Genomic DNA, 26,754 nt, shown 5'->3' on the forward strand with positions numbered 1-26,754 from the left:
CCTCACCCTGGGGTTCACGGGCTATAGCCGGATAACACCCTGCGATCCCGTCCCCTGCCTAGCGTGCGCCTTTCGGACCCGAATCGACGGATATGCTGACCAACAAGGGCAAATACGGCCTCAAGGCGATGATGTTTCTGGCGCAACGCAGCGAGGGCGCCAGCGTGCCCGGCCAGGAAATCGCTGACGCTAACCATATCCCCAAGCAGTTCCTGAACGGCATCCTGCTGGAATTGCGCGCGGCCGGGCTGGTGCGTTCCAAGAAGGGGCCGGGCGGCGGCTACGCGCTGGCGCGCTGCCCCTTCGCCATCTGTATCGGCGAGATCGTCCGCGCGCTGGATATGCCCATTGCCCGCCTTGCCTGCACGGAAGCCGGCGGCGATGTGCCCTGCATGGATTGCGATGACCCGGCCGGCTGCGGCGTGCGCACGACGATGAGCCAGGTTCAGGCCGCCGTCTCCGGTGTCATCGATACGCTGACGCTCGGCGAGCTTGTGCGCTCAAATGCCGGCCAGGAGCCGGCGCTGTCCGATATGGACCTCGCCGGCACCCGCTAGGAACAACGCTCCGCCCGCAGGGCGCGGGGCTCAGAAGAACGCCTGATGGCCGGTGATCGCCCGGCCGAGGATCAGCGCATGAATGTCATGCGTGCCCTCATAGGTGTTCACCGTCTCCAGATTGATCATGTGGCGCATCACCGGGTACTCGGACGAGATTCCGTTGCCGCCATGCATGTCGCGGGCGGCGCGGGCAATGTCGAGCGCCTTGCCGCAATTGTTGCGCTTGAGCATGGAGATGGACTCCACCGGCAGCCGCCCGGCATCGAACAGCCGTCCCGCCTGAAGCGCGAGTTGCAGGCCGAGGGTGATCTCGGTCGCCATATCCGCCAGCTTCTTCTGGATCAGCTGCGTCGCCGCCAGCGGCTTGCCGAACTGCTTGCGCTCGAGCGTATAGCCGCGCGCGGCGGCGTAGCAGGCTTCCGCCGCCCCCATCGTGCCCCAGCCAATGCCGTAGCGGGCGCGGTTGAGGCAGGAGAACGGGCCCTTGAGGCCGGAGGCGCCGGGCAGGATGTTCTCTTCCGGCAGCTCGACGCCGTCGAGCACGATCTCGCCGGTGACGGAGGCGCGCAAGCTGAGCTTGCCCTCGATCTTCGGCGTCGTGAAACCCTTCATGCCGCGCTCGACGAGGAAGCCGCGAATCTCCCCGTCATGGGCCGCCGACTTCGCCCAGACCACCGCGAGATCGGCGATGGGCGAGTTGGTGATCCACATCTTGGTGCCGCTGAGGCGATAACCGCCGTCGATCTTCTCGGCGCGGGTGCGCATGCCCGACGGGTCCGAGCCCGCATCCGGCTCGGTGAGGCCGAAACAGCCGATCCACTCGCCGGTGGCGAGCTTCGGCAGGAACTTCTTCTTCTGCGCCTCGGTGCCGAAGGCGTTGATCGGGTGCATGACCAGCGAGGACTGCACGCTCATCGCCGAGCGGTAGCCGGAATCGACACGCTCCACCTCGCGGGCGACGAGGCCATAGGACACATAGCCAAGGCCCGCGCCGCCATATGCCTCGGGGATGGTCGGCCCGAGCAGGCCGAGCTCGCCCATCTCGCTCATGATATCTCGGTCGAAGCGTTCCTCCATATAGGCGGAGGTCACGCGCGGCAGCAGCTTTTCCTGTGCATAGTCGCGCGCCGTGTCGCGGACGAGGCGCTCCTCTTCGGTGAGCTGGCCGTCGAGGTCGAACGGGTCGGCCCAGTCGAAGCTGGCGCGGGGGGCCTTGGTTTCAGCCGGGGCTTTGGAAACAGCGGCAGGCGCGGCACTCATGAGCGGAGTTCTCCCATCAGCCGGCGGATCGCGCCGGATGACATGCTCTTACAACTTCGCACGGCGCCATGCACGCCAAGAGGCTGTTCGGGAAAGCCCTGGAAGCCGCTCGGGAAGGGCCTGCGTCAGGTCATGCGACTTAGGTCGGGGGGGAGAGCCAGATTGCGCAACCCTCGGACACGTGATTGATTTCACACTTGGACGACGGAGATCAAACAACAGGCTGGCCCATGCAATGGGCACGGCGCCGCTTCGTTCAATGAGAGGGGTCTTTTCTATGCGGGTAATCACTCCCAAGGTGGCGCTTGCCGCCGCGATGCTCACCGTTCTGTCGGCGCCGGCTTTCGCCGCCAAGACACTGGTCTACTGCTCCGAAGGCAGCCCGGAAAACTTCACGCCCGCGCTCAACACGACCGGCACCAGCTTCGATGCCGCCCGCCCGGTCTACAACCAGCTCGTCGAGTTCGAGCGCGGCTCGACCAAGGTCGTCCCGGCGCTGGCCGAGAGCTGGACGGTGAGCCCGGACGGCAAGGAACTCACCTTCAAGCTGCGCAAGGGCGTGAAATTCCACGCCGGCGTCAACGGCTTCACCCCCACCCGCGACTTCAACGCGGATGACGTGCTGTTCTCGTTCGAGCGGCAGTGGAAGCCGGAGAACCCGTACCACAAGGTCACGGGCGGCGCGTATGACTACTTCAACGACATGAGCATGCCCGACCTGCTCAAGTCGATCGACAAGGTGGACGACTACACGGTCAAGTTCACCCTGACCGAGCCGAATGCGCCCATGCTGGCGAACCTCGCCATGGACTTCGGCACGATCATGTCGAAGGAATATGCTGACTTCCTGCTGAAGAAGGGCACCCCCGAGCAGTTCGACCAGATTCCGGTCGGCACCGGCCCGTTCTCCTTCGTCGCCTACCAGAAGGACGCGGTGATCCGCTTCAAGGCCTTCCCGGCCTATTGGGGCGGCCCGGCCAAGGTGGACAACCTCGTCTACGCCATCACCCCCGACCCGACCGCGCGCTACGCCAAGCTGAAGAAGGGCGAGTGCCATGTGATGATCGCGCCGAACCCGGCCGACATCGCGGCGCTGAAGACCGATCCGGTGGTGAACCTGATCTCCCAGCCGGGCCTCAACATCGCCTATCTGTCGTTCAACACGCAGAAGCCGCCCTTCGACAAGAAGGAGGTCCGCCAGGCCTTCAACATGGCGATCGACAAGGCCGCCATCATCAAGGACGTCTATCAGGGCGCCGGCCAGGCCGCGATCAACCCGATCCCGCCGACCATCTGGTCCTACAACACCGCGGTGAAGGACTATCCCTACGACCCCGAGAAGGCCAAGAAGATGCTGGCGGATGCGGGGGTCAAGACGCCGCTCGACATTGACCTGTGGTGGATGCCGGTGCAGCGCCCCTACAACCCGAACGCCAAGCGCATCGCCGAGATGATGCAGTCGGACCTCGCCAAGATCGGCGTCAATGCCAAGCTCGTCTCCTATGAATGGGGCGAGTACCGCAAGCGCCTGCAGCAGGGCGAGCACATGACCGGCCAGCTCGGCTGGACCGGTGACAATGGCGACCCGGACAACTTCTTCTTCCTGCTTGGCTGCGCCGCCGCCCGTCCGGGTGGGCAGAACCTCGCCAAGTGGTGCAACAAGGAGTTCGACGACCTCATCAACAAGGCGAAGACCATTTCGGACGTCGCCGAGCGCACCAAGCTCTATGAGCAGGCGCAGGTCATCGTGAAGGAAGACGCGCCCTGGTTCACCATCGCCCACTCGGTCGTCTATGAGCCGACCCGCAAGGAAGTCGTGGACTACAAGGTGAGCCCGTTCGGCCGCCACGAGTTCTACGGCGTCGATCTGAAGTGATCGTGACGTGACGCGGACGGTGCCGGCGGCGGGAGCGCGCCGCCGGCACCGTGCCTTTCGGCAAGACGCGCGGCGTGCCCGCCTCTAGACGCACGGCGATGCTGGCGCGGCAGCGTGTGGGCGCGCGTCCGGCGCATCGCGCGATCCTGCGCATCCCTATTGCGGCGCAGCCGTGACGGCCGGCGAAACACGCCTGTCCTGATCTGCCCGTCATGATCGCCCCCGCCCGTCGCGGAGCGCCCTCCCGCGTGTGACGCCGGCGATCCCAAGCCCGGGAATTCCATGTTCCGTTTCATTCTCCGCCGCGTCGCGCTGACGCTGCCGACCTTCGTGGCGCTGATGTTCGTCACCTTCGTCGCGGTGCGCCTGGTGCCCGGCGACCCGATCGAGGCGCGCACCGGCGAGCGCGGCATCGCGCCCGAGCGCCTCGCCCTGCTGCGCCATGAACTCGGCCTCGACCAGCCGGTGTGGAAGCAGTTCCTCGACTATGCCAGCGGCATCGCCCATGGCGATTTCGGCGTCTCCATCGTCACCAAGACGCCGGTGCTGCAGGAATTCGCCGTGCTGTTCCCGGCGACCCTGGAACTCGCCTTCTGCGCGCTGATCTTCGCCGTGGTGCTCGGCCTGCCGGCCGGCGTGCTGGCCGCCGTCAAGCGCGGCTCGGTGTTCGACCATGCGGTGATGACCGTGGCGCTCGCCGGCTACTCCATGCCGATCTTCTGGTGGGGCCTGCTGCTCATCATGTTCATGTCGGAATATCTCGGGCTCACCCCGGTCTCCGGCCGCATGGACCTGATCAACTATTATTTCGAGCCGGTGACCGGCTTCATGCTGATCGACAGCCTGCTGTCGGGCGAGGACGGCGCGTTCAGCGCGGCGCTGGCGCATCTCGTGCTGCCCTCGATCGTGCTCGGCACCATCCCGCTCGCGGTGATCGCCCGCATGACGCGCTCCTCCATGCTGGAAGTGCTGGGCGAGGACTATGTGCGCACCGCCCGCGCCAAGGGCCTGTCGCCGCTGCGCGTGGTCGGCCTGCACGCGCTGCGCAACGCACTCATCCCGGTCATCACCGTCATCGGCCTGCAAACCGGCACGCTGCTCGCCGGCGCGGTGCTGACCGAGACCATCTTCGCCTGGCCGGGCGTCGGCAAATGGCTGATCGAGTCGATCGCCCGGCGCGACTACCCGGCGCTGCAGGGCGGCATCATGCTGATCTCGGGCATCGTCATCCTCGTCAACCTCATCGTCGACATGCTCTACGTCGCGATCAACCCGAGGATCCGGCATGGCGGATGAAGCCCTCAACGTCGCCCCGGTCCTCCCGGGCGCGGTGCCGCCGGTGGAGAGCGTGCCGGCCGAACAGTCGCCGCTGCGCGCCTTCTGGTCGGCCTTCAGTGAGAATCGCGGCGCCGTGCTCGGCCTCGCCGTGGTGGTGTTCATCGCCCTGCTCGCGCTGTTCGCGCCCTTCGTGGCGCCACACTCGCCGATCGAGCAGTTCCGCCAGCATGTGCAGCAACCGCCGGTCTGGGCCGGCGGCAGCTGGGAATTCCCTTTCGGCACCGATGCGGTGGGCCGCGACGTGCTCTCGCGCCTCATCTACGGCGCGCGCATCTCGCTCGGCATCGGCCTGTCGGTGATGCTGGTCTCGGTCGTGGTCGGCATCGTGCTCGGCCTTGCCAGCGCCTTCCTGCGCGGCATCGTCGAGGTGGTGGTGATGCGCGTCATGGACCTCGTGGTGGCGATCCCCAGCCTCGTGCTGGCCATCCTCGTGGTCGCCGTGCTCGGGCCGAGCCTCGTCAACACCATCGTCGCCGTCACCGTCGTCTACCTGCCGCGCTATGTGCGGCTGGTGCGCGCGGCGGCGCTGGCGGAACTGTCGAAGGAATATGTCATCGCCGCGAAGGTCGCCGGCGTCGGCAAGCTGCGGCTGATGTTCGTCACCGTGCTGCCGAACTGCCTCGCCCCGCTCATCGTGCAGGCGGCGCTCGGCATTTCCGACGCCATTCTGGAAGCCGCCGCGCTCGGCTTCCTCGGTCTCGGCGCGCAGCCGCCGACCCCGGAATGGGGCGCCATGCTCGCCGACAGCCGCGAGTTCATCCGCGCCGCGCCCTGGATCGTTACGCTGCCGGGCCTCGCCATCCTCGTCACCGTGGTCGCCATCAACCTGATGGGCGACGGCCTGCGCGACGCGCTCGATCCCAAGCTGCGGCGGAGCTGAGCCATGACGGGAACCATGACCGGAACCACCGCTCCCCTCCTCTCCATCCGCAACCTGTCGGTTACCTTTTCGACCTCGCGCGGGCCGTTCAAGGCGGTCGACGGGGTCGATCTCGACGTGGCCGAGGGCGAGCTGGTCGCCATTGTCGGCGAGTCCGGCTCGGGCAAATCGGTCGCCATGCTGGCGGTGATGGGGCTGCTGCCCTGGACCGCCAAGGTGACCGCCGACCGGGCGAGCTTCGCCGGGCGCGACCTGCTCACCCTCTCCGCCCGCGAGCGGCGCAAGATCATCGGGCGCGACATCGCCATGATCTTCCAGGAGCCGATGTCGAGCCTCAACCCGTGCTTCACCGTCGGATTCCAGATTCGCGAGGCAATGGCGACGCATCTCGACCTCTCGCGCGCGGAGCGGCAGACGCGGGCGGTCGAGTTGCTCGATCTCGTCGGCATTCCCGAGCCGGAGCGGCGGCTGAAGGCCTTCCCACACCAGCTCTCCGGCGGCATGAGCCAGCGCGTGATGATCGCCATGGCGCTCGCCTGCAACCCGAAGCTCATCATCGCCGACGAGCCGACCACCGCGCTGGATGTCACCATTCAGGCGCAGATCCTCGACCTCCTGCTGCGCTTGCAGAAGGAGAGCGGCGTCGGCCTCGTGCTCATCACCCATGACATGGGCGTGGTGGCGGAGACCTCGCAGCGGGTCTGCGTGCAATATGCCGGGCAGCAGATCGAGATGCAGTCGACGCGCGGCCTGTTCGCCGACCCGCACCACCCCTACACGGCGGCGCTGCTGGCGGCGCTGCCGGAGCGGGCGACCGGGCGCCTGCTCCCCTCCATTCCCGGCGTAGTGCCGGGCCTTGCCGACCGGCCGGTGGGCTGCCTGTTCTCGCCGCGCTGCCGTTTCGCGACCGAGACCTGCCGCACCGTGCCGCCGCGGCGCGCCAGCGCGGAGCTCGGCCTCGCGCTGTGCCATTACCCGATGAAGGACGGCGTGCCGCTCAACCGGGAGCCTGCCCTATGAACCAGATCGCTCCCCACGAACCGAGTGCCCGCGACGCAGTGATGGAAGCCGTCGACCTCGCCCAGAGCTATGAGGTGGCGCGCGGCATGTTCGCCAAGTCCGCCACGGTGAAGGCGGTCGCCGGCATCAGCTTCCGCCTCGCCCCGCGCTCGACGCTGGCCGTGGTCGGCGAGAGCGGCTCGGGCAAGTCGACGCTCGCGCGCATGCTCACCATGATCGAGCGGCCGGGCGCCGGCTCGCTGCTGCTCGACGATGTCGATGTCGCCGAGGCCGATGCCGCCACGCTGCGCCGCTACCGCGGCGAGGTGCAGATGGTGTTCCAGAATCCCTACGGCTCGCTCAACCCGCGCCAGACGGTGGGCACCGCCATCGAGGAGCCGCTGCTGGTCAACACCAAGCTGTCCTCGGCCGAGCGACGCGCCCGCGCGCTCGACATGATGGCCCGCGTCGGCCTGCGCCCGGAACATCACGGGCGCTACCCGCACATGTTCTCCGGCGGCCAGCGCCAGCGCATCGCCATTGCCCGCGCGCTGGTACTGCGCCCGAAGATCCTCGTGCTGGACGAGCCGGTCTCGGCGCTCGACGTCTCCGTGCGCGCGCAGGTGCTGAACCTTCTGGTGGAGCTGCAGGAGCAGCTCGGCGTCGCCTATGTGTTCGTCTCGCACGATCTCGGCGTCGTCCGTCACATGGCCGACGAGGTGCTGGTGATGTATCTCGGCCGCGTGGTCGAGCACGGGCCGCGCGAGGCCATCTTCACCGCGCCGAAGCACCCCTATACGCGCGCTTTGCTCTCGGCGACGCCGGTGGCGGACCCCGGCGCGAAGAAGGAGCGCATCGTGCTGCAGGGCGAACTCCCCTCGCCCTTCAACCCGCCCAAGGGCTGCCCCTTCAACCCGCGCTGCCCGCTGGTGATGGACCGCTGCCGGGTGGAGATGCCACCGACCGAGCGCAAGGGCGACCAGCTCGTCGCCTGCTGGGCGGCGCAATAGCCATGGCAAACGAAGATTCCCGGCACGACGCGACGCTCTGCGTCCACCCGCCCGCCGCGTCCATGGAAGGCTATGCCAGCCTCGCCGTGCCGACCTACCGCGCCTCCACCATCGTCTATCCCGATGGCGAGGCGTTCCTGCGCCGGGCGAGGCGCGGGGCGGACGGCTACACCTATGGCCTGCACGGCACGCCGACCACGCGCACGCTGGAAGAGCAGCTCACCCGGCTGCATGGCGGCGCGCGCACACTGATCGTGCCCTCCGGCCAGGCGGCGATCTCGCTGGTGATGCTCGCCCTGCTGAAGCCGGGCGAACATGTGCTGATCCCCGACAATGCCTACCCGCCGGTGCGCAGCTTCTGCGCCGACTATCTCGAACCGCGCGGCGTCGCCCACACGGTCTATGACCCGATGATCGGCGCCGGCATTGACGGGCTGATCGAGGCGCGCACCCGTCTTCTCTGGATCGAGGCGCCCGGCTCCGGCTCGATGGAAGTGCCGGACGTGCCGGCCCTCATCGCGGCGGCCCGCGCGCGCGGCGTGCTCACCGGCTGCGACAACACCTGGGCGACGGCGCTGCTGTTCAAGCCGCTGGCCCATGGCGCGGACATCGTCTGCGAGGCGCTGACCAAATATGTCGGCGGCCATTCCGACCTGCTGCTCGGCTCGATCACCGTCGCGGATATCGCCCTGCACCGGGAATTGCGGGCGACGCTGGGCGTACTCGGCATCGGCGTCTCGCCGGAAGACTGCGCGCTGGCGCTGCGCGGCATTCAGACCATGGCCGTGCGCCTCGCCCATGTCGGGCGGGTGGCGGAGGATTTTGCGCGCCGGCTCGTCGACCGACCCGGCGTCGCGGCGGTGCTGCACCCGGCGCTGCCCGACCATCCCGGCCAAGCGGCCTATAGCCGCGATTTCAAGGGCGGTTCGGGCGTGTTCAGCCTGGTGCTGGAGGCGGGCTGCGAGGCGCGCCTCGGCGAGGGACTGGGCGCGCTCAAGGTGTTCGCCATCGGCGCCTCCTGGGGCGGCACGCACAGCCTCATGGCCCCGCAGGAGATCGCCGCGATCCGCAGCGCGACGGCCTGGCCCCATGCCGGCCCGCTGCTGCGCCTCAGCATTGGGCTCGAAGACCCCGCCGAGCTGTGGGACGACCTCGCCGCCCTGCTGGAGCGACTCAGCGCAGGTTGAACAGCACCGGCACGGTGAAGCTGAAGCTGCCGCCGGGCATGTCCGCCGGCGGGGCCGGCAGCGGCGAGGCGCGGCGCACCATGGCGACCGCTTCCGCATCGAGGCTGGCGCTGCCGGAGGAGCCGGCGAGCCGCACGCTCGTCACATTGCCGGCGCGGTCGATGGAGAAGGCAACGCGCGGGCGGCCCTGCTCGGCATTGGCGCGCGCCTCGTTCGGGTAGCGCTTGTGCCGGTTGAGATGCGACATCAGCCGCGAGCGCCAATCGGCCTGGGCCCGGCTCGACGAGGCGCTCGACCCCGAAGTCGGGGCGGCGACGCGGTCGGACGGGGCGGCGTTCAGCGACGGCGCGGCCGAGGTCTGCGGCGCCGGCGGCTTCTCGCTCTTCTCCCGCTCCTTCGGCTTGGGCTTGGGCTTCGGGCGCTCCTTGGGCGGCTCCGGCTTCTTTTCCGGCGGCGTCAGCTCGGAGGCGAGCGGCGGGGGGGGCGGCAGCGGCACCTCGATGTCGGGCGCCGGGCTCTCCGTCACCTGCGGCACCGGCTCCTGCTCGGGCTCCGGCTCGGGGGGCGGCACGTCCTCTTCCTTGGCGAGCGGATCGGGGGGAACTTCCTCCTCGATCTTCTCGGGCGCCTCGACCATTTGCGGGCCGGGCGGCAGCTCGACCGGATCGGCGGCGGGGGCCACCGGCATCTCGGCAAGCTCGATCATGATGGCGGCGGGCTCGTCGGCCGCGTGGATCGGCGGCTCGGAGAGGATATAGGCGAGCGCCCCGCCATGGGCGGCCAGCACCACGACGCCGCACAGGGCCCAACCCGCCGCCCGCAGCGCTTCCTGCCGACGGTTGCCATGAAGCAGCATCAGACTCATGGGGCGGGTGAACCTGGCGTGGGCGAACCTGGCGCGGGCGAACCTGGCGCGGGCGCACCCGGTGCAGGAGCCGTGGCGGCCGGAGCCGGCGCCGCGCCAGCGGCGGGCGCGGTGGACGGTACGGCAGGTGCGCCGGTGGCGGGCGCGCCGGCCATTTCCAGCCCGACCAGCGCGATCTTGAGATAGCCGGCCGAGCGCAGGAGGTTCATCACCTCCATCAGGTCGCCATAGGCCACCGCCTTGTCGGCGCGCAGGAAGATGCGGGTGTCGCGCTTGCCCTCGGTCGTGCGGTCGAGCGTGGCGCCGAGTTCCGGGCGCGGAATGTCGTCATTGCCGAGCGCGAGGGCGAGATCGCCCTTCACGGTGAGATAGACCGGCTTGTCCGGGCGCGGCTGCACGGCGGCGTTGGAGGCCGGCAGGTCCACGGCGACATCGACGGTGGAGAGCGGCGCGGCGACCATGAAGATGATCAGCAGCACCAGAATGACGTCGATGAACGGGGTGACGTTGATCTCGTGGTTCTCGACGAGATCGTCGCTATCCGTGCTCTGGAGCTTGGCGCCCATGGTTCACTCCTGTCCGATCACAGCCGGATCGGCGGTCACTCGGCGGCGGCAGCGCGCACGCGCACCGGGGTCACGGGCGCGCCATGGGACGCCCCATGGGGAGCGACGTGTGCGGTCTGCCGCAGCTCGGCGCTGTGGCGGGCGATGGCGTCGCGCTTGTCGAGATCGCGCGAGAGCAGGCGCAGCACCTCGGCGGCAGCGTCGCCCATCAGCACGCGGTAACCGGAGACCTGGCGGGAGAAGTGGTTGTAGATGACCACGGCGGGAATGGCGGCGACGAGGCCGATGGCGGTCGCCAGCAGCGCCTCGGCGATGCCCGGCGCGACGACGGCGAGATTGGTGGTCTGCGCCTTCGAGATGCCGATGAAGGAATTCATGATGCCCCACACCGTGCCGAACAGGCCGACGAACGGGGCGGTGGCGCCGATGGTGGCGAGCACGCCGGTGCCACGGGTGATAGCGCGGCCAGTCGCCACCTCGATGCGGCTGAGCGAGATGGAGACGCGCTCCTTGATGCCCTCGGCCGGCAGGTCGCCGGAGCGCTGCAATTCGAGATCGGTCACCTTCAGCATCGCTCCGGCCGGGCCGGCGGCGCCGACCACGCGGGCGGCATCGAGCGAGGCGCTGGCAAGATAGCCCTTGAGCGCCCGGCGCAGGCGCGCCTTGGCGACCATCAGTTCCAGCGACTTGGCGAGCCCCACCGTCCAGGTGACGACCGAGGCGAAGGCGAGGCCGATCATGACCGACTTCACCACCCAGTCGGCGGCCATGAACATGCCCCAGGGCGACAGATCATGGGGAAGCTGCGCGGCGACCGAGCTGTCCTCGCCAGCAACCGGGGCGGATGCCGGCACGTCCGCCGGAGCCGGAGCGACCACCGCATCGGCGGGGCTCAACGGGGCCGCGGCCTCGGGCGCCGTCGGGGCGGGCGCCGTCGAAGCAGGCATCGGCGGAACCAGCGCCTCGGGAGCGGCTGGCGCAGGAGCCGCCTGAACGGGCGCCGACTGAACGGGAGCAACCGGAGCGGGCTGGAAGGCCGGCGCGGCGGGCGCGGCCTGCTGCGCCACCACCGGAATCACCGACCCGCTGAACAGTGCCAGCGCCAGTAGCGCGGGGACGAGACGGCGGAGCGGAGCGGCGGGGCGAGAGGTCAGCATGGCAGCCATCCGATGTTCCGGCCAGCTTCCCTCTCCCGCCGCTGAGAGCGGAAGGTCTCGGGACGCCGGCCCCTCAGTTAACGGCTTCCATACCCCTCAGCTACATGGTCGACAACAGCAAAAAGCCGCATCAACGCATTGTGGAACCACTCAAAACTGCGATCTTGCTAGTAATTCTTGTTTGTTATAATTCCAGACAAGCACTTTACTACCGCACAGCGCAAAGCACCTTGCCGGGATTGAGCAGCCCCTGCGGATCCAGCGCCGTCTTGACCCGGTGCATCAGATCGAGCGCCACCGGATCGGCGTAATGCGCCAGTTCCTCGCGCTTGAGGATGCCGATGCCATGCTCGGCGGCGATGGAGCCGTCCATGTCGGTCACGATGTCGTGGACGATGCGGTTGAAGGTCTCCCACATGCCGAGGAAGGCGGCCTTCTCCAGCCCCACGGGCTGGCTGAGATTGAAATGGATATTGCCGTCGCCAACATGGCCGAACGGGCATGGCCGCAGCCCAGGCAGCGCCGCCATGCAGGCCGGCAACGCACGTTCCAGAAACTCCGGCACGCGCGAGACCGGCACGGAGACATCGTGCTTGATCGAGCCGCCCTCGTGCTTCTGCGCTTCGCTCATATCCTCGCGCAGCCGCCACAGATTGGCCGCCTGCGCCTCGCTTGCCGCGATCACCGCGTCCAGCACCTCGCCCGCTTCCATGGCGGCGCCCAGCGTCTCCTCCATCAGCGCGCCGAGATCGAAAGCGCGGGTGGGGGCGGACAGCTCGGCCAGCACATACCAGTCGTAACGCTCAGTGAGCGGCCGCACCGTGCCGGGCATGTGGGCGAGCACGGTCTCGACGCCGAAGGCCGCCATCAGCTCGAAGGTGGTGAGCGCATCCCCCGCCTCGCCGCGCAGGCGCTTGAGCAGGGCGAGCGCGCTCGCCGGATCGGGAACCGCGAGGAAGGCGGTGGTGCGCTGCGCCGGCTGCGGAAACAGCTTCAGCACGGCGGCGGTGATGAGGCCGAGCGTGCCTTCGGTGCCGAGAAAGAGCTGCTTGAGATCATAGCCCGCATTGTTCTTGCGCAGGCGCTTCAGCCCGTTCCACACCCGCCCATCGGCCAGCACGACCTCGAGACCGAGCACGAGATCCTTGGCATTGCCATAGCGCAGCACCGCGGTGCCGCCGGCATTGGAGGACAGGTTGCCGCCGATGCGGCAGGAGCCTTGCGAGGCGATGTGCAGGGGAAACAGGCAACCCACCTCCTCCGCCGCCTTGTGGACCGTGTCGAGAATGCAGCCGGCCTCCACCGTCATGGTCATGTCGACGGGATCGACCGCGCGCACGCGGTCAAGCCGCGCCAGCGAGACCAGCACCTCGCCAAACGGCATCTGCCCGCCCACCAGCCCGGTATTGCCGCCCTGCGGCACGATCGGCACCCCCGCCTGCGCGCAGGCTTCCACCACGAAGGCGACCTCCTCGGTCGAGCCCGGCCGGAGCACCGCCGGCGCCTGCCCGTGATAGAGCCCCCGCTCCTCGCGCAGATACGACGCCATGTCGGACGGATCGGTCAGCACATGAGCGGCGCCGATGCGCTGGGCGAGGGCGGCGAGAAGGGCGGCATCAGCGGGCATGGGAAATCCTGAAGGCTAGCGGGCGGCATCGAGGACGGCGACGTGGCCGGCCGCACCATAATCGAGAATCGCCCGGTCGGCAGTCAGCAGCGGCACGCGCAGATGCCGGGCCGTGGCGATGATGAGGCGGTCCGCCGGGTCGGGATGCAGCGCCTCGGGCAAGCGGACGCTGTCCACCGCGATGGCCGGTTCCAGCGGCGCGAGCCGGAGGGCCGGCAGAGCGAGCACCGCGTCGAGCCACGCGCCCACATCCTCGGTCAGCGCCAGCCGCCCCTTCTGGACCAGCAGGGCGATCTCCCAGGGAGTGATGGCGGCGATATGGACCGCGCCCGCCGCGCTCGCACGGTCGAGGGCGGCCCGCGCCATGGGGCCAAGGCGCGCATCATCCTCCAGCGCCCAGACCAGCACATGAGTGTCGAGCAGGATCACGTGGTCGCGGCCCAATCCTCAGCCCGCGTGGCGGGCGCGAAGGGATCGACATAGCGCGCCACCCGTCCACGCCGCGCGCCGATCAGCCCGGCGGGCGCCGCCTCGGGGATGGGGCTGAGCATCGCCACCGGCTTGCCATGCCGGGTGATGGTGAGACTCTCTCCGCTCGCGCCGATCTCGTCGATCAGCCGCAGGCACTCCGCCTTGAATTGCGTCGCGGCAACTTTGCGCGTGGTCATGGCGCGCCTCCTTTTCTGTACAGATTATATGTACACTCACGATCGTCGCGCAATGTTTACGCCGTGCGGCGGGTGGGACAGGATGCGCGTCCCAAATTGGACCCTGCCCATGTCGCTCATCCTCTACACCACGCTCGGCGTCGCTGATCTCAACCGCGCCACCGCCTTTTACGACGCGGTGCTGGCTCCGCTCGGCCATGTCCGCCGCGCTGACGCGAGCGAGGGTTGGGAAGGCTATGGGCCGGATTATGATGATGGCGTGAGCCTGTGGCTCTGCACGCCCTTCAACGGCGCCGCGCCGAGCGTCGGCAATGGCACCATGGTCGCCTTCCGCGCGCCCGATGCGGCGGCGGTCGACGCATTTCACGCGGCGGCGCTGGCGCAGGGCGGCACGGATGAGGGCGCCCCGGGCGTGCGCCCGCATTACGGGCCGCATTTCTACGTCGCCTATGTGCGCGATCCCGACGGCAACAAGCTCGCCTGCGTGTTCCACCGCTACGAGCTGAAGGGCTGACGCGGGACGCACCAACCGTTCTGTGACGCCCACAAGACGAGGCTGCCCCTTGCCCCGGCGCGGCTTTCCCCCTATCCCCGCGCCATGGCTCCTCCTCTTCTTCTGCTTCAGGACACGCGGCTCACCTTTGGCGGCACGCCGCTGCTCGATGGCGCCGAACTCTCCGTCTCCGCCGGCGAGCGCGTCGGCCTTGTCGGGCGCAACGGCTCGGGCAAGTCGACGCTGCTCAAGATCGCCGCCGGCCTCGTGCAGGCCGATGGCGGCAACCGCTTCGCCCAGCCCGGCGCGACCATTCGCTATCTGCCGCAGGAGCCAGACCTTTCCGGCTTCAAGACCACGCTCGCCTACGTCGAGGCCGGCATGGGGCCGGGCGACCAGGAATACCGCGCGCAGTACCTCTTGAACGAGCTTGGCCTCACCGGCGAGGAGAACCCGGCCAACCTCTCCGGCGGCGAAGCGCGCCGCGCCGCGCTCGCCCGCGTGCTGGCGCCCGAGCCGGACATCCTGCTGCTCGACGAGCCGACCAACCATCTCGACCTGCCGGCCATCGAATGGCTGGAATCCGAGCTGTCCTCGCTACGCTCGGCGCTGGTACTCATCAGCCATGACCGCCGCTTCCTGCAGGATCTGACCCGCGCCACCGTCTGGCTCGACCGCGGCACGACGCGGCGCATGGAGCGCGGCTTCGCCTTCTTTGAGGAATGGCGCGACCAGGTGCTGGAAGAAGAAGAGCGCGACCAGCAGAAGCTCGCCCGCAAGATCGTCGCGGAAGAGCACTGGATGCGCTACGGCGTCACCGCCCGGCGCAAGCGCAATGTGCGGCGCGTCGGCGAGCTGGCCGATCTGCGCGCCAAGTTCCGCGACCATCGCGGCGCGGTCGGCACCATCACCATGGCCGCCACCGAGGCGGAGGTCTCCGGCAAGCTGGTGATGGAAGCCGAGCACATCTCCAAGGCATATGGCGATCGCGTCATCGTGCGCGACCTGTCCATCCGCATCCAGCGCGGCGACCGCATCGGCATTGTCGGGCCGAACGGCGCGGGCAAGACCACGCTGCTCAAGATGCTCACCGGCGAACTGGCCCCCGACAGCGGCAAGGCCAAGATGGGCACCAATATCGAGATGGCGACGCTCGACCAGCGCCGCGCCGCGCTCGATCCCAACCGCTCGGTGCGCGAGACGCTCACCGACGGGCGGGGCGACCAGGTGTTCGTCGGCGGCAATCCGCGCCATGTCATCGGCTATATGAAGGACTTCCTGTTCACGCCGGAGCAGGCGGGCACCGCCGTGTCGCGCCTCTCCGGCGGCGAGCGTGGGCGGCTGCTGCTCGCCTGCGCGCTGGCGCAGGCCTCCAACCTCATGGTGCTGGACGAGCCGACCAACGATCTCGACCTCGAGACGCTCGACCTGCTCGAAGAGATGATCGACGACTATGCCGGCACGGTGCTGCTGGTCAGCCATGACCGCGACTTCCTCGACCGCACCGTCACCGCCACCATCGCCTATGAGGGCGACGGCAATTGGGAAGTCTATGCCGGCGGCTATTCCGACATGGTGGCGCAGCGCGGCCATGGCGTGAAGGCGCGCGCGGCGGCGCAGGCGGCCGCGACGAGCCCCGCCAAATCCTCCGCCAGCGCGCCGGCCAGCGCCGCTTCCAGCGGCAGCAAGCGCAAGCTCTCCTTCAAGGAGAAGCACGCGCTGGAGCAGCTGCCCAAGCGCATCGCCCAGCTCGAATCCGACATCAAGCGGCTAAACAACACGCTGGCGACGGCGAATTTCTACACGCGCGACCCGGCCGGCTTCCAGAAGGCCACCGCCGAGCTCACCCGGACCCAGGCGGAACTCGCCAAGGCCGAGGAGGAGTGGCTGAATCTGGAAATGCTGCGCGAGGAAGTCGGCGGCTGAGGCGGCGAGCGGCGCGCCTGCCCAGCAAGACGCCCCCCGTTCCCCGGACGAGCTGCACGGCGCGCAGCGATGATCCGGGGCCAGGAGAGACTCGTCAGCCAAAGACTCTTGCGCTGGATCCCGGCGCGCCTTCCGCTGAAGCGTCAGGCGTCCGGGACACGGGTAAGTCCGCTCAGGGCGCCATGTCCGGCACGGGCTTGACCACGCCGGTCGGGGCGGAGGTGCCGCCGAAGGACGACACGTCGAGCGCGGGGGCGGCGCTGGCGAGCTGGAGCTTTTCGCCGGTGAAGGCCCAGGCCTGCTGCACCATCGCCGGGTTGTCGTTCAGCTTGGTGCCATAGCTCGGCACGATCTGGCGGATCTTGCCCTGCCATTCGGGCGTGGCGACCTTGGCCTTGAACACTTTTTCCAGCACGCCCAGCATGATCGGCGCCGCCGTCGAGGCGCCAGGCGAGGCGCCGAGCAGCGCGGCGATGGAGCCGTCCTTGGCCGCGACGATCTCGGTGCCAAGCTTCAGCGTGCCGCCGCCATCCTTGTCGCGCTTGATGATCTGCACGCGCTGGCCGGCCTGCCACAGGCGCCAGTCCTCGGCCTTGGCCTGCGGGAAATATTCGCGCAGCGCCGCCAGCCGGTCGGCGTCGGAAAGCATGAGCTGGCCGGCGAGATACTTCACCAGCGCGAACTGCTCGGTGCCGACATCAAGCATCGGCCAGATGTTCTCCAGCGTCACCGAGGCCGGCAGGTCGAGATAGGAGCCGTCCTTGAGGAACTTGGTGGAGAAGGTCGCGAAGGGCCCGAACAGCAGTACCTGCTTGCCGTCGAGATAGCGCGTGTCGAGATGCGGCACCGACATGGGCGGCGCGCCGACCGAGGCCTTGCCATAGGCCTTGGCGAGGTGGCGCAGCGCCGTATCCGGGTTGTCATTGACGAGGAAGGAGCCGCCGACGGGGAAGCCGGCAAAGTCCTCGCCCTCGGGGATGCCGGACTTCTGCAGGAGGTGCAGCGCGCCGCCGCCGCCGCCGATGAACACCATATTGGCGTCCACCGTGCGCGTCTCGCCGGTGCCGGTATAGCCATAGGTCACGCGCCAGCTGCCATCGGCGTTGCGGGCGATGTCGGCGACCTCGCTGGACAGCTCCAGATCGAAATTCGGCTGGGTGCGCAGATAGCTCACATATTGCCGGGTGACCTCACCCCAATCGACGTCGGTGCCGAGCGGCGACCAGGTGGCGGCGATGGTCTGGGAGGGGTCGCGGCCCTCCATCATCAGCGGCACCCATTCGGCGATCTTGGCGCGGTCGGTGGAGAATTCCATGCCGGCGAAAAGCGGGCTCGCCTTCAGCGCCTCATGGCGCTTGCGCAGGAATTCGATGTTCTCGTCACCCCAGACGAAGCTCATATGCGGGGTGGAATTGATGAAGGAGCGCGGGTTGCGCAGCACGCCGCGCTCGACCTGCCGGGCGAGGAACTGGCGGGTGACCTGGAAGGCCTCGTTGATCTCGACCGCCTTGTCGATATGGACCTGGCCCTTGTCGTCTTCCGGCGTGTAATTCAGCTCGGCCAGCGCGGAATGGCCGGTGCCGGCATTGTTCCAGCCATTGGAGCTTTCCAGCGCCACGCCGTCGAGCCGCTCGATCATGGCGAGCTTCCAGTCCGGCTCCAGCTCGTTGAGCCACACGCCGAGCGTCGCGCTCATGATGCCGCCGCCGATCAGCAGCACATCGACCTTGCGCGCGCCCGCCTGCGCCAGCGCCGCGCCGATGCCGCCCGAGAGGCCGGCCGCCGCCACGCCGCCGACCGCGCCGCCGAGCACCTGACGGCGGTTCACCGACGGTCCCGCGACGGGGGCGGAGGGGGTCCGGAGAGTGTCCTTGCTACGCATCACCATGGCTTTTTCCTGTTCCAGAGCGGTCCCCGACGCCGGCTCGTTATCGGGCGCTCTGCGGCAAAACAACCCGGCCATCCGTAGAAGTACGGGCGCGCGAACGAAAGCGACCCGAAAGCGACCCGCGCTTTCGGGAGCCGCGCGCTTGCTGACAATCCATTGTTTTAACTTATATTTTATCAGAGCGGCGCGGGGCGGCTGGCGCGGTTGCGCTTTCGCTTCTTGTCCGCGCGGTGCATAGGTGCCCCGCGACAAGCGCCGGTCTGGCGGCTATGAAGCGGCCATGGCTCTGCTCATTTCCCTCACCGCGCCGGACGACCCGCGCATCGACGCCTATCGCGTCATCAAGGAACGCGATCTCGTCGGGCGCGGCGGCCGCTTCATCGTCGAGGGGCGCACCGTGCTCGACGTGGCGCTCTCCCCGCGCAACCGGTTCAAACTGGAATCGCTGCTGCTGGCGGAGAGCCGGCTGGAGGCGCTCGCTCCGCTGCTGGCGCAGGCGCCGGAGGGGCTGCCGATCTACACGGCGAGCCAGGCGATCCTTGACGGCATCACCGGCTTTCACATTCATCGCGGCCTGCTCGGCATCGGCCTGCGCGGGAGCGAACCCAGCATGGCGGAGCTGGTGGCCTCGCTGCCGGAGACGGCGCTGGTGGTCGTGCCGCTCGGCATCACCAACCATGACAATGTCGGCGGCATCATGCGCAACGCCGCCGCCTTCGGGGCGGATGCGGCGCTGTTCGATTTCGCCTCCTGCGACCCGCTCTACCGCAAGGCGATCCGCGTCTCGGTCGGCGGTAGCCTCATGGTGCCCTTCGCCCGCGAGGGATCGGCCGAGGCGCTCCTCGATCTCCTCGCCGCTCACGATTTCACCCTGCTGGCCCTCAGCCCGGCCGGGAAATACGAGATCGGCGCCCTGCCCCGCCCGCGCCGGGCCGCGCTGCTGCTGGGCGCGGAGGGGCCGGGATTGCCCGCTCCTATCCTCGCGCGCACCCGCACCGTGCGCATCGACATGGCCGGGAACTTCGATTCCCTCAATGTCGCGACCACCAGCGGTATCGCGCTCCATGCCATGCGCCGGACGCAGATAAACGCGGCGTGATCAGCCGAATCAAGCCTCGACAAGGCCCCGGAGTCGGCTCATGCTTTGGCTTGACTATCAGACGGGCCGCCGTCTGAATGACCGTCGACTTCATCAAGGCTCGGGCTCACCCCCGAGCCTTTTTTTCATTGCCGCCGGGCCTGCGGCGCCGTTTCCATTGATCGCGCCGCGCCTTGAGCTAGGTTGCCGCAAACGGCGTCGCCCGACCTCCCCTTGGCGGCGCCCTTTCAGGAACCGTCCCATGCCCGGATCGCGCGCGCCCCGCCCGTCCGATGCTGCTGCCTCCCGCGCTGCCGCGCCGCATATCGTCAAGCTTGGCGGCAGCCTGCTCGCCGCCCCCTCCCTGCCAGCGCTGCTCGCCACGCTCGCCCGGCGCGGCGCGCCGCTCGTGCTGGTCGCCGGTGGCGGGCCGCTGGCCGATACGGTGCGTGATCTCCAGCCGCGGCTTGGCCTGTCGGATGCCGTCTGCCACCGCATGGCGATCCTCGCCATGGAGCAGACGGCGCTGGCCCTGGCGGACCTCTCGGGTCTTCCCACCGCCGCCGATCCCGCCGGCATTGCCCGCCTGCACGCCAGCGGGCACGCCGCGCTGTGGTTGCCGGCGGCGATGACCCTTGAGGCTTCCGACCTGCCGGAAAGCTGGGACATCACCTCCGACAGTATCGCCGCCTGGCTCGCCGCGCGCCTCAAGGCGGGGCGGCTGACGCTGGTGAAGTCCGCCCCCGCCGCCGCGCGCACCGGCCCCGCCGACTGGGCGACCGCCGGGCTGGTCGATCCGCTGTTTCCGCGCTACGCCACCGCCTTTGGCGGGCCGGTCGAGCTTCTCACTCTGGAGGCGGCCGGGGCCGCCCTCACCGACGGGAGTCTGGCCGCATGAGCGCCGACAAGGGCACCTATCCGCGCTGGGCCTGGGCGCTCACCGGCTCCGGGCATTTCTTCACCGAGTCGATCGCGCTCATCCAGTCGCTGGACGCCGTGGACCTGTTCGTCTCGCGCGCGGCGGACGAGGTGCTGCGCATGTACAAGCAGGATCTGCCCAAACACACCCGCATCTTCCGCGAGACCACGGCCAGCTCGGCCCCGGTCGGGCGCTTCTATGAGCAGCTCTATCATACGCTGGTGGTCTCGCCCGCCTCGTCCAACACGGTGGCGAAAGCGGTGTACGGCATCTCCGACACGCTGGTGACCAACTGCTTCGCGCAGGCCGGCAAGTGCCGCGTTCATGCGATCGTCTTCGCCTGCGATACCGCGCCGGAAATGATCACCATGGCGCCGGGCGGCGAATACCCGGTCTATCCGCGCCGCATCGACCTGGAAAACACCGCGCGGCTCAAGGAATTCGACGACACGACGGTGGTGGAATCCCTCGCCGATCTCGACGCCGCCATCAGCGCCCGGCGCCGTCTGCTGGCGGAACGGACCGCCCCGGCCGATGGCTGACGCCCCCGAAACGCCGCGCCGCCCGGAAAAAATCGCCCTCGTCACCGGCTCGCTGGCCGAGCCGCGCCTCACCCGCATCGCCGGCGAGATCGCCGACCCGACGCTGGAGCCGGTCGTGGTCAATGTAGGCGTCAAGGTCGCCGCGCTGATGACGGCGGAGATCGTCGAGCGCCGGCTGAAGCTGCCGGAAGGCACCGACCGCGTGCTGATGCCCGGCCGCTTCCGGGGCGATCTTGAACGGCTGGAGCGGTTCTTCGGCGTGCCCTTCGCGCGCGGGCCGGACGAGGTGGCGGACCTGCCGGACTATTTCGGCCAGAAGCGCCGCGCCGCAGACCTCACCCGGCAGGATGTCACCATCTTCGCCGAGATCGTCGACGCCACCGTGATGAGCGTTGATGGCATCGTCGCCCGCGCCCGCGCCCTGCGGGCGGAAGGGGCGGATGTCATCGACCTCGGCTGCCTGCCGGACACCGCCTTTCCCCATCTGGAAGAGGCCATCGCCGCGCTCCACGCCGAGGGGCTGAAGGTCAGCGTCGATTCCTTCGATCTGACCGAGCTCGCCCGCGCCACCCGCGCCGGGGCGGATTTCCTGCTCAGCCTCAACGAGACCAATCTGCACATCGCCAAAGAAGGCCCGGCGGTGCCGGTGCTGGTGCCGGCCAAACAGGGCGATCTCGATTCGCTCATCCGTGCCGTGGAGACCTGCCTCGCCAGCGGCCAGCCCTTCTATGCCGACCCGATCCTCGATCCCGTTCATTACGGCTTCACCGCCTCGATCCTGCGCTATGCCGAGCTGCGCCGGCGCTTCCCGGACATTCCCGTTCTCATGGGCATCGGCAATGTCACCGAGCTGACGGATGCCGACACTACCGGCATCAACGCCATTCTCATGGGGCTGATCTCGGAAATGCGGCTCAACGCGGTGCTGGCGGTGCAGGTCAGCCCGCATTGCCGCACGGCGGTGCGCGAGTTCGACCGGGCGCGGCGCGAATACTACGCCGCCCGCGAAGCCGGCGCGCTGCCGCAAGGTTTCGGCGGCGGGCTGATGGCGCTGCGTGACCGCAAGCCCTATGCCGCCAGCCCCGCGGAGATCGACGGCCTCGCGCGCGAGGTGCGCGACCGCAATTTCCGCATTGATGTCAGCGAGGACGGCATCCACATCTATAACCGCGACGGCCACCACGTGGCGCCCGATCCCTTCGCGCTGTTCCCGCACCTCAAGGTGGAGGAGGATGGCGCGCATGCCTTCTATCTCGGGGTGGAAACCGCGCGGGCGGAGATCGCCTACAAGCTCGGCAAGCGTTACGCGCAGGATGAAGGGCTGAAATGGGGTGTCGCGGCTGTAATCGAAGAAAGCCCCGAGCAAGCACACCGTTTGACATTCAAGGAAACCGGCACGACGCTGCAGGCCAAGAAGGAAGTAAATAAGCACGCAAAGGCCGAGGAGGCGCCCGCCAGCGCGACCGAGGCCGAAGCCGGAAAGGCGACCGAGACGTGATCCGTGAGGCCATTGTCACCACCCGCTCGGCGAGCGGCGAACCGCATCTGGCGCCGATGGGCGCCACGGTGATCGAGGGCGGCTATCTGCTGCAGCCCTTCCGTCCGTCCCGCACGCTGGAAAACCTCGCCAGCACCAGCATCGCCGTGGTGAACTTCACCGACGATGTGCGCATCTTCGCCGGCAGCATCGTCGGCAAGCGCATGTCGGTCGATGTGTGCAAGGCGACCTATCTCGACTGCCCGCGCCTCGCCGAGGCGCTGTCGCATGACGAGATCACGGTGGAGCGGATGGAGGACCACCCGGAGCGGCCGAAATTCTTCTGCCGCACCCATCACAGCGAGGCGCATCGCCGCTTCGAGGGACTGAACCGCGCCAAGGCCGCGGTGCTGGAAGCCGCGGTTCTGGTGAGCCGCCTGCGCCTGCTCAGCCCGGAGAAGGTCGACGAGGAGATGGCCTATCTCGCCATCGCCATCGAGAAGACCGCCGGGCCGGACGAGCGCGACGCCTGGAGCTGGCTGGTCGAGGCCATCGCCGAGCACCGACAGGCTCGCGTGCTGCCGAGCCGCCTATGAGCACCCGTGCGCCGGGACTGCTCGCCAGCGTCGCTGACCTCAGCGAGATGGACCAGGCCGCGCGCGGCGGGGCCGATATCGTCGATCTCAAGCAGCCGGCCTATGGGGCGCTCGGCGCGTGGAGTCCGGCATCGCTGGCGGCGGCGGTCATGCTGTGGAACGGCTGGGGCGAGCGGCGCCCGGCGCTCTCCGCCACCGCCGGCGACCAGCCGATGGTGCCGGCCATTCTGCGGAGCGCGGCGGAAAGCATCGCCGCCAGCGGCGTGCCCTGGGTCAAGGTCGGGCTGTTCGCCTCCGAACATATGGGCGCCTGCATCGACGCACTGGCCCCGCTCGCCACGCGCTGCCGGCTGATCGGCGTGCTGTTCGCCGATCAGGATCCCGATTTCGACGTGCTGCCGCGCCTCGGCGCGGCGGGCTTTGCCGGCGCCATGATCGATACCGCCGACAAGCATGCCGGGCCGCTCACCCGCCATCTCGACCTGCTGACCCTCAGCCAGTTCACCAGCGAGGCGCGGGCGCAGGGGCTGATGACCGGCCTTGCCGGCTCGCTGACGCTGGACGACATCCCCGCGCTCGCCGGCGCCGGAGCGGATTATCTCGGCTTTCGCGGCGCGCTCTGCACCGGCGGGCGCACCGGCCGGCTCGACCCCACCCGCCTCGCCCAGGCCCGCGAGCGCCTGACCACCGCCGCCGGCACGCTGCGGGACTAGGCGTTCTCAGAACCTCATGCTCAGAACCGCACGCTCAGCCGCGCATTGACGCCGTTCTCGCTGACCCCGTCGCCATACTGGCCGGTATAGGCGATGCCGAGCGTCGCGGTGGCGCTGATCAGCATGTCGAGCCCGGCCTCGATCACCGCCGCGTCTTCCGCGATCGGCGCGCCGGTGACGGTGAAGGCGTCGGAGCCGGCAAAGGCCTGCGTCACCGTCGGGTCGATGTCGCCGAAGGCGTGGCGCCAGCCCAGCGCGCCGCGCAGCGTCGCCGCCGTCGAGCCGAAGGCGATCTCCTTGGCGAGGCGCAGGCCCAGCGTGGTGAAGGTCGTGTCCATGGTCTGGGAATCGCCCGTCAAGGCCGCCGCGCCGCCCTCTTCCGTGTAGCCGTCCTGATGCAGGCTGACATAAGAGAGGTTGGCGAAGGGCTCGAAGGCGATGCCGGCGGCGTCGATGCGGTAGCCGAGTTCGCCGAAGGCCTGCACCGTGCCGGCGTCGTAATCCGCAGACAGGCTGTCGGAATAGCCGGTGAAGGCGACCGAGCGGTTGGTCGAGATGTCCTGCCACGTATAGGCAAGGCCGGTGCGCAGCGCGAGCGGACCCCAGGCGTTGCCGCCATAGACGCCGATGTGCCAGTTGTCGCTCGAGCCGGACGAGTTGCGGCCCGAGATCGAGAAGTCGGTGTAGCTGTAGCCACCGGCGACGCCGAGCCGCCAGCCGTCACCGACCAGCGTATCCGCGCCGATCAGGAAGCCGCCGGTGGAATCGGAGACGCCGGCGGCGTTGGAATTGCCGTCCATCTCTCCCCAATTGCCGAAGGCGGTCGACCACAGCGCGAAGCGCTCCACCGGCGCCAGAGCGGGCGCCGCTTTCATCGGCATGCTCATATCGGCGGCGACCTTCACGGGCGAGGGCGCCGCATAGGCCAGCGCGCCGCTAGAGGTCTCGACCACATTGACCACCGTGCCAGCCGACGCCCCGACGCCGCCCTGCGCCGCCCGCAGCCGGTCATTCAGCGCGCCGCGAATGAGCGAGGACTGTTCCATGAACAGGCTCTGGGTCGAGGCATGCACCTCGCCGGAGAGCTGGTCATAGGCCCATTGCGCCTCGCTGGCCGAGGTGAGGAACAGGAGCGAATTGTACAGCGCCAGCGAGGCCCCCGTCTGCGGCAGCGTGCCCAGCGCCGCCGAGGTGGCGATCTGGTTCGGGGTCACCGCGACGCTGGTGAAAGTCTCCTGCGGGATGCTGAGCACGACGGAAAGCGCCACCGCCGTGGAATCCTCCTCCACATTCAGGAAGATCGAGGATGACGTCACCTGGCTGAAGGAGCCGGTGACGCCGCCCGCCGCTTCCAGAATGGTGTAGGTGACGCCCGAGGCGTAGCTCACCAGCGGGTCGAGCGCGACGAGGTTCAGCGTTGCGCCATTGACGGTGATGCGCCCGGTCGTGCTGATGCCGTCGCTATTGCCGGCATTGTCGAGCTCCACCGTGTAGATCGAGCCAGGTTCAAAGGTGATGTCGCCATTGATGGTGAGCGTGCCGATGGAGTTGCCCGGCGCCAGCGCGCCGCCGGCCAGCACCGTGACCGCGCCCGTGGTGCCGCTGCCGCCGAGCGTGCCGCCCTCCGCGACGGTGATGGTGCCGCCGAGCGTGCCGTTCACCGACAGAAGGCCCTCACTCACCGTAGTGAGGCCGGTGAAGTCGGAATTGTCGCCGGTGAGTTCCAACTCGCCGGCCCCGGCCTTCACCAGCGTGCCGGTGCCGGAGATCGCGTAGCCGAAGCTGACCTCGTCCGCCCGGTTGAAGGCCAGCGTCGCCCCGCTCGCCACCAAGATGTCGGTGGCCAGACTCCCCGAGGTGCCGCCATCGCCGATCTGCAGCGTGCCAGCGGTGACGCTGGCGCCGCCGGTGAAGGTGCTGGCGCCGGTGAGGATCAGCGTGCCCGTGCCCGCCTGCACCAGTGCGCCCGTGCCGGAGATGACGCCGGCATAGGTCACCTCATCCGAGCGGTTGAAGGCCAGCGTGCCATTATCGGTGATGTCGCCAAGCACCGAGCCGCTGGTGCCGCCATTGCCGAGCTGCAGCGTCGCGCCGTCATTGATCGTCGTGCCGCCGGTGTAGAGCTGGTCGAGCGCGAACAGGATCGTCCCGTTGCCCTCCCCGGGATCGGCCGAGTTGGTGATGATGACGCTGCCGGGGGTAGTTGCGTCCGCGTCGTACAGGACGGCGGGGATCTCGAGCGAGCCTTCGCCCGCTATCGCATTGCCGTTGATGGCGTAATCAAAAGTGAACCCCTGAGCGATGGGCTGTTCGCTGAGGATGACAAGGGCGGTCTCCTTGCCGGTGATGACGACATCGCTGAACCGAACCGCGAAGCTCGTGCTGACAGCCCCCAACGACTCGGCGCTAGGCGCGGCCAGAACCCCCGATATCGTCGAGGTTATCTCTGCGCCGTCCGCGGTCGTTCCGTACAGGGTGGTGCTGAATTTCACCGAGTTGTCGGTCGTCGTGATCTTCAAGACGCCGATCTTGTCCACCTCGTAGGTGGCGAACCCCGCGACACCATCGACAAGAGAGGGGAGCACGAAGCTGTAGGCGAGAGGCGATACGCCGGTGTGACTCGTATCCTCAGCAATCTGGTTGCCGGGGATTATAGCACCGAACCAGCTCAGCTGCCCCGTGAGCGTCGTCGACGTCGGCAGAGTGAAGGTCTGATCCTTGAAGATGGCATAGTCGTTCAGCGTGGTGAAGCCGCCCTGTGAAACCGAATTCACCGCGACGGCGCCGCGCGTCACCGCGCCGAACGACACGACCGACGCCTCGGCGTGGACCCTTTCTGGGAGCAGAAGGGCGCTCGCCATCAGGCTGAGCGCGGCTAGCTCGCCCAGCCGGCGCGCCGATGTGGACCGCAGGGCCGATGCGCGGTGCCGCGCCACGATCCGGGACGGGAGCGAGGGCATTGCCGCGCGCAGCGGTGCCCGCCCGTTCAGAACCAAATGCATCATGCGCATGTGCCCCCCAGCACCTACGTTTCGCGAGAACAACAGCTATGAGCGAGGTGTGTGCGGCATTCGCGCTGCGGCTCCGGGACACGGAAGCTGACACCGGGAGGTATTATAAGGCACCTTC

Annotated in this window: 24 protein-coding genes; 15 read left to right on the forward strand and 9 right to left on the reverse strand. The window is 68.6% G+C overall.

Annotated elements, in window-relative coordinates; genetic code table 11:
- The first annotated feature begins 92 nt into the window (after positions 1 to 92).
- Positions 93 to 557, forward strand: a complete 465-nt coding sequence (locus OU996_RS19745) for an RrF2 family transcriptional regulator (protein ID WP_267583288.1) — start codon at positions 93 to 95, stop codon at positions 555 to 557.
- 30 nt (positions 558 to 587) lie between these two features.
- Here the strand turns inward: OU996_RS19745 and OU996_RS19750 are convergent, their stop codons facing one another.
- Positions 588 to 1,820 carry an acyl-CoA dehydrogenase gene (locus OU996_RS19750; RefSeq protein WP_267583289.1) on the reverse strand — a complete coding sequence of 411 codons (1,233 nt, stop codon included), beginning with the start codon at positions 1,818 to 1,820 and terminating at the stop codon, positions 588 to 590.
- A gap of 277 nt (positions 1,821 to 2,097) precedes the next feature.
- On the opposite strand from OU996_RS19750, the gene OU996_RS19755 reads away from it, so the two are divergent.
- The 6 genes from OU996_RS19755 (at position 2,098) to OU996_RS19780 (ending at position 9,110) form a co-directional block, all read left to right on the forward strand.
- On the forward strand, positions 2,098 to 3,696 hold the full coding sequence (locus tag OU996_RS19755; protein WP_267583290.1) for an ABC transporter substrate-binding protein: 1,599 nt from the start codon (positions 2,098 to 2,100) through the stop codon (positions 3,694 to 3,696).
- A 282-nt stretch (positions 3,697 to 3,978) separates the two neighbouring features.
- Positions 3,979 to 4,992: an ABC transporter permease subunit gene (locus OU996_RS19760; protein WP_267583291.1), complete on the forward strand. Its 1,014-nt coding sequence runs from the start codon at positions 3,979 to 3,981 to the stop codon at positions 4,990 to 4,992.
- A complete protein-coding gene (locus OU996_RS19765) occupies positions 4,982 to 5,914 on the forward strand; it encodes an ABC transporter permease subunit (RefSeq protein WP_267583292.1) in 933 nt (310 codons plus the stop codon). Before OU996_RS19760 ends, OU996_RS19765 begins: the two co-directional genes overlap by 11 nt.
- 3 nt (positions 5,915 to 5,917) lie before the next feature.
- On the forward strand, positions 5,918 to 6,934 hold the full coding sequence (locus tag OU996_RS19770) for an ABC transporter ATP-binding protein (RefSeq protein ID WP_267583293.1): 1,017 nt from the start codon (positions 5,918 to 5,920) through the stop codon (positions 6,932 to 6,934).
- Positions 6,931 to 7,923: a dipeptide ABC transporter ATP-binding protein gene (locus tag OU996_RS19775; protein ID WP_267583294.1), complete on the forward strand. Its 993-nt coding sequence runs from the start codon at positions 6,931 to 6,933 to the stop codon at positions 7,921 to 7,923. The genes OU996_RS19770 and OU996_RS19775 overlap by 4 nt, the downstream gene beginning before the upstream one ends.
- Before the next feature lie 2 nt (positions 7,924 to 7,925).
- A complete protein-coding gene (locus OU996_RS19780; protein WP_267583295.1) occupies positions 7,926 to 9,110 on the forward strand; it encodes a PLP-dependent transferase in 1,185 nt (394 codons plus the stop codon).
- Here the strand turns inward: OU996_RS19780 and OU996_RS19785 are convergent.
- The 6 genes from OU996_RS19785 to OU996_RS19810 form a co-directional block, all read right to left on the reverse strand.
- Entirely contained in the window at positions 9,097 to 9,975 is an 879-nt protein-coding gene (locus OU996_RS19785) for an energy transducer TonB (RefSeq protein ID WP_267583296.1), read from the reverse strand. The two genes, OU996_RS19780 and OU996_RS19785, sit on opposite strands and share 14 nt — an antisense overlap.
- Positions 9,972 to 10,541: a TonB system transport protein ExbD gene (gene exbD, locus OU996_RS19790; protein ID WP_267583297.1), complete on the reverse strand. Its 570-nt coding sequence runs from the start codon at positions 10,539 to 10,541 to the stop codon at positions 9,972 to 9,974. Before exbD ends, OU996_RS19785 begins: the two co-directional genes overlap by 4 nt.
- Positions 10,542 to 10,576: 35 nt before the next feature.
- The gene (exbB, locus tag OU996_RS19795; RefSeq protein ID WP_267583298.1) at positions 10,577 to 11,698 is read right to left on the reverse strand and encodes a tonB-system energizer ExbB; all 1,122 of its coding nucleotides are present in this window, start codon (positions 11,696 to 11,698) and stop codon (positions 10,577 to 10,579) included.
- A gap of 208 nt (positions 11,699 to 11,906) precedes the next feature.
- A complete protein-coding gene (locus tag OU996_RS19800) occupies positions 11,907 to 13,325 on the reverse strand; it encodes an FAD-binding oxidoreductase (RefSeq protein ID WP_267583299.1) in 1,419 nt (472 codons plus the stop codon).
- 15 nt (positions 13,326 to 13,340) lie between these two features.
- Complete coding sequence (locus OU996_RS19805; RefSeq protein ID WP_267583300.1) at positions 13,341 to 13,754, reverse strand: type II toxin-antitoxin system VapC family toxin; 414 nt, start codon at positions 13,752 to 13,754, stop codon at positions 13,341 to 13,343.
- Positions 13,751 to 13,993 carry a type II toxin-antitoxin system Phd/YefM family antitoxin gene (locus OU996_RS19810; protein WP_267583301.1) on the reverse strand — a complete coding sequence of 81 codons (243 nt, stop codon included), beginning with the start codon at positions 13,991 to 13,993 and terminating at the stop codon, positions 13,751 to 13,753. Before OU996_RS19810 ends, OU996_RS19805 begins: the two co-directional genes overlap by 4 nt.
- A 109-nt stretch (positions 13,994 to 14,102) precedes the next feature.
- Here OU996_RS19810 and OU996_RS19815 point away from each other — a divergent pair, with 109 nt between their 5' ends.
- Positions 14,103 to 14,507: a VOC family protein gene (locus OU996_RS19815; protein ID WP_267583302.1), complete on the forward strand. Its 405-nt coding sequence runs from the start codon at positions 14,103 to 14,105 to the stop codon at positions 14,505 to 14,507.
- 84 nt (positions 14,508 to 14,591) lie between these two features.
- On the forward strand, positions 14,592 to 16,412 hold the full coding sequence (locus OU996_RS19820; protein WP_267583303.1) for an ABC-F family ATP-binding cassette domain-containing protein: 1,821 nt from the start codon (positions 14,592 to 14,594) through the stop codon (positions 16,410 to 16,412).
- Between the two features lie 172 nt (positions 16,413 to 16,584).
- Here OU996_RS19820 and mqo read toward each other — a convergent pair whose 3' ends face one another.
- The gene (gene mqo, locus OU996_RS19825) at positions 16,585 to 18,294 is read right to left on the reverse strand and encodes a malate dehydrogenase (quinone) (RefSeq protein ID WP_267585771.1); all 1,710 of its coding nucleotides are present in this window, start codon (positions 18,292 to 18,294) and stop codon (positions 16,585 to 16,587) included.
- A gap of 286 nt (positions 18,295 to 18,580) precedes the next feature.
- Here mqo and OU996_RS19830 point away from each other — a divergent pair, with 286 nt between their 5' ends.
- From OU996_RS19830 to OU996_RS19855, 6 genes are all read left to right on the forward strand, one after another.
- The gene (locus OU996_RS19830) at positions 18,581 to 19,399 is read left to right on the forward strand and encodes a TrmH family RNA methyltransferase (RefSeq protein WP_267583304.1); all 819 of its coding nucleotides are present in this window, start codon (positions 18,581 to 18,583) and stop codon (positions 19,397 to 19,399) included.
- A gap of 241 nt (positions 19,400 to 19,640) precedes the next feature.
- Complete coding sequence (locus tag OU996_RS19835) at positions 19,641 to 20,276, forward strand: aspartate kinase (protein ID WP_267583305.1); 636 nt, start codon at positions 19,641 to 19,643, stop codon at positions 20,274 to 20,276.
- Positions 20,273 to 20,839 (forward strand): flavoprotein, encoded by a 567-nt coding sequence (locus tag OU996_RS19840; RefSeq protein WP_267583306.1) that lies wholly within the window; start codon positions 20,273 to 20,275, stop codon positions 20,837 to 20,839. Before OU996_RS19835 ends, OU996_RS19840 begins: the two co-directional genes overlap by 4 nt.
- Positions 20,832 to 22,337, forward strand: a complete 1,506-nt coding sequence (locus OU996_RS19845) for a DUF6513 domain-containing protein (RefSeq protein WP_267583307.1) — start codon at positions 20,832 to 20,834, stop codon at positions 22,335 to 22,337. Before OU996_RS19840 ends, OU996_RS19845 begins: the two co-directional genes overlap by 8 nt.
- Positions 22,334 to 22,912: a DUF447 domain-containing protein gene (locus OU996_RS19850; RefSeq protein WP_267583308.1), complete on the forward strand. Its 579-nt coding sequence runs from the start codon at positions 22,334 to 22,336 to the stop codon at positions 22,910 to 22,912. Before OU996_RS19845 ends, OU996_RS19850 begins: the two co-directional genes overlap by 4 nt.
- Complete coding sequence (locus OU996_RS19855; RefSeq protein WP_267583309.1) at positions 22,909 to 23,625, forward strand: (5-formylfuran-3-yl)methyl phosphate synthase; 717 nt, start codon at positions 22,909 to 22,911, stop codon at positions 23,623 to 23,625. The genes OU996_RS19850 and OU996_RS19855 overlap by 4 nt, the downstream gene beginning before the upstream one ends.
- A gap of 20 nt (positions 23,626 to 23,645) precedes the next feature.
- On the opposite strand, the gene OU996_RS19860 is transcribed toward OU996_RS19855, so the two are convergent.
- The gene (locus tag OU996_RS19860) at positions 23,646 to 26,630 is read right to left on the reverse strand and encodes an autotransporter domain-containing protein (RefSeq protein ID WP_267583310.1); all 2,985 of its coding nucleotides are present in this window, start codon (positions 26,628 to 26,630) and stop codon (positions 23,646 to 23,648) included.
- Positions 26,631 to 26,754 lie beyond the last annotated feature (124 nt).

The organism is Ancylobacter sp. SL191, assembly GCF_026625645.1.
In the GTDB taxonomy this organism is placed as follows: domain Bacteria; phylum Pseudomonadota; class Alphaproteobacteria; order Rhizobiales; family Xanthobacteraceae; genus Ancylobacter.